Below are 3982 nucleotides of genomic sequence, written 5' to 3'. Positions count from 1 at the left end.
CCCTTAATGAAGTCCAATCTGAGCGATTGTCGAGCTTGCCGCAGATTCAAGGCAGATGTCGTCGCGCTATAGTGGACGATGCGCGGCGACACCTAACGCCGAAGATGGGGTGAGATCGGCAAACCCAATGGGTTTCACCTTTTGAAACAAACTGTCGATGGTATCCAACTGGGATCGTAACCGATTGACCTTCTTCGAGAAAGGTGAATCGTTCAGTTTGGGTGAAGGTTTGGTGATCACCACCGGGAAAAACTCAACCACCGCTTTCAGATTTTCCTCCTTGGGGGATTAGAATTTGAAAATGGCGCGGAGACACTTCTACCGAAAATTCTTTACAAGCAGGCATTGGATCACCATCCATTTGGATACAAATCCGATGTTCACTGCTAATTTCAATTCTGCGTGCCCGGCTGTAACGAGCCAGCGCAGGGGGCAGTCGCTTTTTACGGATAGCCATCGACAGCAATTTTATGGTGTTCAATAAACTGCAATCCGTCCGAGTGATAACATTTAGCACCCCGTCATCGGATCTGGCCCCAGGGGTCATGGACCATCCGGTGGCATAGGTTTCTGTGTTGGCGATAACACTATGTTTGATATCCAAGTGCGCCTCACGGCCATCGATTTTCATGGAAAAGGGTATATGCGTTTTTGGAGATAGCGCCAAAACACCAGCAATGGCATATAGTAAATCACCTGAAATTTTATAGAGCCTCTTCAGCCATCGCCGCCTAAAATCATCCACCAAATGGACGATTTTTGCACCGTAACCGACCTCAACCATCGCCAAAAACAACTTTCGTTCTCCGGTATTTAGCGTCAACACCCCAACGTCCATAGGGCTCGGGGCCCCCTCGGTCAAGAGCGTAACCGCTTTTTCCGGATCGAGGGGAATATTCAGTTCCCGTGCTATTACATTTGCATTACCCATCGGTATGAATGCAATCACTGCTTGGCCATATTTTGGGTCAAGGCCGGCGCACACCTCCCTGAGGGTACCGTCACCTGCCACCACAACGATGAGTGCGACGTCAGTCGACCATTTTGGCGAAAGTATATGCTCAGCATGGCCTGCATATTCGGTTTGGAGCAAGGCTTTCACTTTCCAGCCGCTCCTTTCGAGCCTTTGCCTTGATCGCTCGGCAAAGCGAACCGCATTTCCCCGCCCGGCCATAGGGTTATAGATAATAACAGCTGATTGGTTTTGATTCATGAAAAGCTCAAACCCTACCTATTTTTTTTCATCTACTGCCCTTCGGAAAACAGCTTGAACTTATTCAGCCACACATGCCCAGGTTCTTTTTGCGAAGCCGAAAGTCAGGCAATGGTCAACCTGAATGATGGATTCCGAGGTTTTTCAACCACGGATTCAGACATTGATAAAAAAGGGGAAACAGCTGAATCTGTCTCCCCTTGATAGTAGTTGGTACGCCCGGCAGGATTCGAACCTGTGGCCTAAGATTCGAAGACCGAATGTTTGATAAAGCGAAACACGCATAATTTGAAATAGTTGATTTTTTTAATTCTAAAGGTGTTTTTGGTTTCGTTTGTTTTTCTTTGATACCTTTTGACCTTGACGGGCACCATTTAGGCACAATCAAGCTTAATACTACTGGACCATAGCCAATCAATCCACCCATCTTTTGGGCCACAATAAAAACTTGGAAAAACTTGGAAGAGACATCAATCGCTTAAAAATGATGAAAAGTTGAACGGCGATGATGGCAGCGGCGAGTCGTGGCACCCAGAGCCAGAAAGGGCTGAGTCCTAAAGCCAGAAACACCGCCGGGTCTTCGATCATGGCATGATTGATGCCGATTGAAATTTGCAAACGCTCAAGCTCATCTGTTGAAAAATGTCCTGTTTTTGTTTCCTCCACAATGACAGCAGCACCATAGGTCAATCCGAAGATGGCGGCGGTGAACCACAGGAATCCGGTCTGCTTGCCGAGTCCGAGGGTTTTTAGCACAGGGGCAATCACCCGAAGGATACGATCAATCATCTTGTAACTTTTCATGATTTCAAGAGTGATCATGAGCGTCACGATTATAGCTAACATTTTTGCAGCAAGGACCACATTGGTTGTCACCCATGTTTTGAGCATTGCGAATAACGGTATGCGCATTATGTCCGTGGTGCTTGCCAATGCATCCTTTGCTGTTTCATGACCCAAAAACCGGGAAACGAGCATCACCGTCAGTAAAGAGGCGATCAAGCGGAAAAGGGTTGCCTTTGTAAACGGAAGTCCTGATTTGCTCTGAACGACACCTTCCTGAATCAAGTTGTGTGAAATGACGATGAAAATTGCCAAAAGGGTCATCTGGTCTGCTGTCAGCGGCAGGGGAGCCATGGCCGCAATGGCGCCGTAAATACCGGTTGTCAAGCCTGCAATAAGGGGAATTGCAGCCATAGGGGGTAGACCGATCACACCCATGGCCGGTTCAAATACGAAATCTAAGCGGTTTATCCAGCCGGACCAGGTAAGTAAGGACGTTAAAAGAGAAATTGGTACAAGAATCTTCAGCATCCAGACAAAACCGCTCCACCCCTTTGCCAATCCGGAGGTCAGGCTGAGCCTCAATTTGCTGTTTGATGTTTGCATATACATTTTTAAATCAGTAAGTTATTTTTAGCTGAAACAACAAGCATGAATTTATATCAAGAAAACCTAAATGTGTATACTTGTTATTTTGGTTAGGGAAATAAATTTTTAGTGAATGGAGATTTGTTGTCGGGGATGAATTCAAACCAATATGAACCCAATCAACCAACTTCTACGGCTGGGCGATCAAACTGAACCATGGTTGGAAAACCATGAGTTTATTTACATGGAATATCAACTAATTCATAGGGTCGGTACAATCGTCGAACGCATTACTGGTATCGTGCATCGATTCGCATACCACCATGCGGATGCTGGTTGATCAGTCCTGCGCGTCCTTCCTGCTGGCAACCCCAGGGTAAAACACATGTGGTCGGCGCTGGCTGTTTCCCAGTGTATGGCAGATTCCACCAAATTCTTGCATTCTGCTGTGGGATTCACGCGTCTGTCCCTATCAAACTCTTTCTAAAAATTTTTTAGCTTGATACTCAAATTCCCTTGTTTCAACATCTACCATCCTGTGCTTTTCTTCATCATTAATTGAGATCGCCACATACCCCCCACCACCTTCAAAAGTGATGTGGCATGGAAGGCACGAGTGCATTTCATTTTCTACTAATCCCTCCCCACCTTTGCCGAAGAACCTTGATGCCTGATGAATAACCTCTTCAGAAGCCAACTTTGTCTTTTTGCCAATTTTCAACATGGTTTACCACCTCCTTTTATCGCAGGTAATACAATGGTAATCATTAAATGGTTGGTATCGAGTGGCTGGTTTTGTCTGCCGTAGGTATCCGGAAAGCATGGAACGATTCTTGTCGTCGGGTCGGTCTCGGGTATGGCTACAAGGTTGGCATCGAGTATGTTCTAAAATGGCAAGGAGTCTTGCCGCCAGAACCATTTTTCATGATTTCAGAAGAACTGCGGCTGGAAACTATGGTGCGTTCCGGTTTCCCTGAGCGTGTTGAGATGATGATTTCTGGTCAAAACACGAGGTCGGTTTTCGACCGGTACCATATCGTCAGCGACGTGGACTTAAAAGCCGCTGCAGCTATGCAGCAAGGGTATCTGGAATCAATCGTGGGCACAATTTCGGGCACAATGGCCGATTTTGGAAAAAAAATAGGCCAACCAAATAGGTTAACCTATCGAAATATTTGGTACGCCCGGCCCGATTCGAACGGGCGGCCTACGGATTCGAAGTCCGGCGCTCTATCCAGCTGAGCTACGGGCGCGTATTTCCATATCCGGCCAATGCTTTCACATTGGTTCGCAACAAACTATCACTTCCAATACCTATTTTCAGCATAAATATCAATTCATAGTTATAAAAATTCTAAAAGGTCATCACACGTCTTTCCAGTGGCCGCCGTACAAGCT

At 46.4% G+C, this 3982-nt stretch carries 3 protein-coding genes and 1 tRNA gene; all 4 read right to left on the bottom strand.

Going from position 1 to position 3982, the window contains the following annotated elements:
- Window positions 1-253 precede the first annotated feature (253 nt).
- Window positions 254-1213 (bottom strand): diacylglycerol kinase family protein, encoded by a 960-nt coding sequence (locus ABYV26_RS22420; protein ID WP_372683583.1) that lies wholly within the window; start codon window positions 1211-1213, stop codon window positions 254-256.
- A gap of 414 nt (window positions 1214-1627) precedes the next feature.
- The gene (locus tag ABYV26_RS22415; protein ID WP_372683582.1) at window positions 1628-2608 is read right to left on the bottom strand and encodes a nucleoside recognition domain-containing protein; all 981 of its coding nucleotides are present in this window, start codon (window positions 2606-2608) and stop codon (window positions 1628-1630) included.
- A gap of 448 nt (window positions 2609-3056) precedes the next feature.
- Complete coding sequence (locus tag ABYV26_RS22410; RefSeq protein WP_372683581.1) at window positions 3057-3308, bottom strand: hypothetical protein; 252 nt, start codon at window positions 3306-3308, stop codon at window positions 3057-3059.
- Between the two features lie 452 nt (window positions 3309-3760).
- A tRNA-Arg gene (locus ABYV26_RS22405) sits at window positions 3761-3837 on the bottom strand.
- Between the last annotated feature and the right edge of the window lie 145 nt (window positions 3838-3982).

Origin of the sequence: Desulfosarcina sp., from assembly GCF_041551955.1 — a bacterium.
Classification (GTDB): Bacteria; Desulfobacterota; Desulfobacteria; order Desulfobacterales; family Desulfosarcinaceae; genus Desulfosarcina.
This window is presented reverse-complemented; position numbering and strand designations above follow the sequence as displayed.

What these genes read in the sequence shown, in the direction of transcription:
- ABYV26_RS22410 (WP_372683581.1), bottom strand. Translation starts at nt 3,308, where the DNA reads ATGTTGAAAATTGGCAAAAAGACAAAGTTGGCTTCTGAAGAGGTTATT.
- ABYV26_RS22420 (WP_372683583.1), bottom strand. Translation starts at nt 1,213, where the DNA reads ATGAATCAAAACCAATCAGCTGTTATTATCTATAACCCTATGGCCGGG.
- ABYV26_RS22415 (WP_372683582.1), bottom strand. Translation starts at nt 2,608, where the DNA reads ATGTATATGCAAACATCAAACAGCAAATTGAGGCTCAGCCTGACCTCC.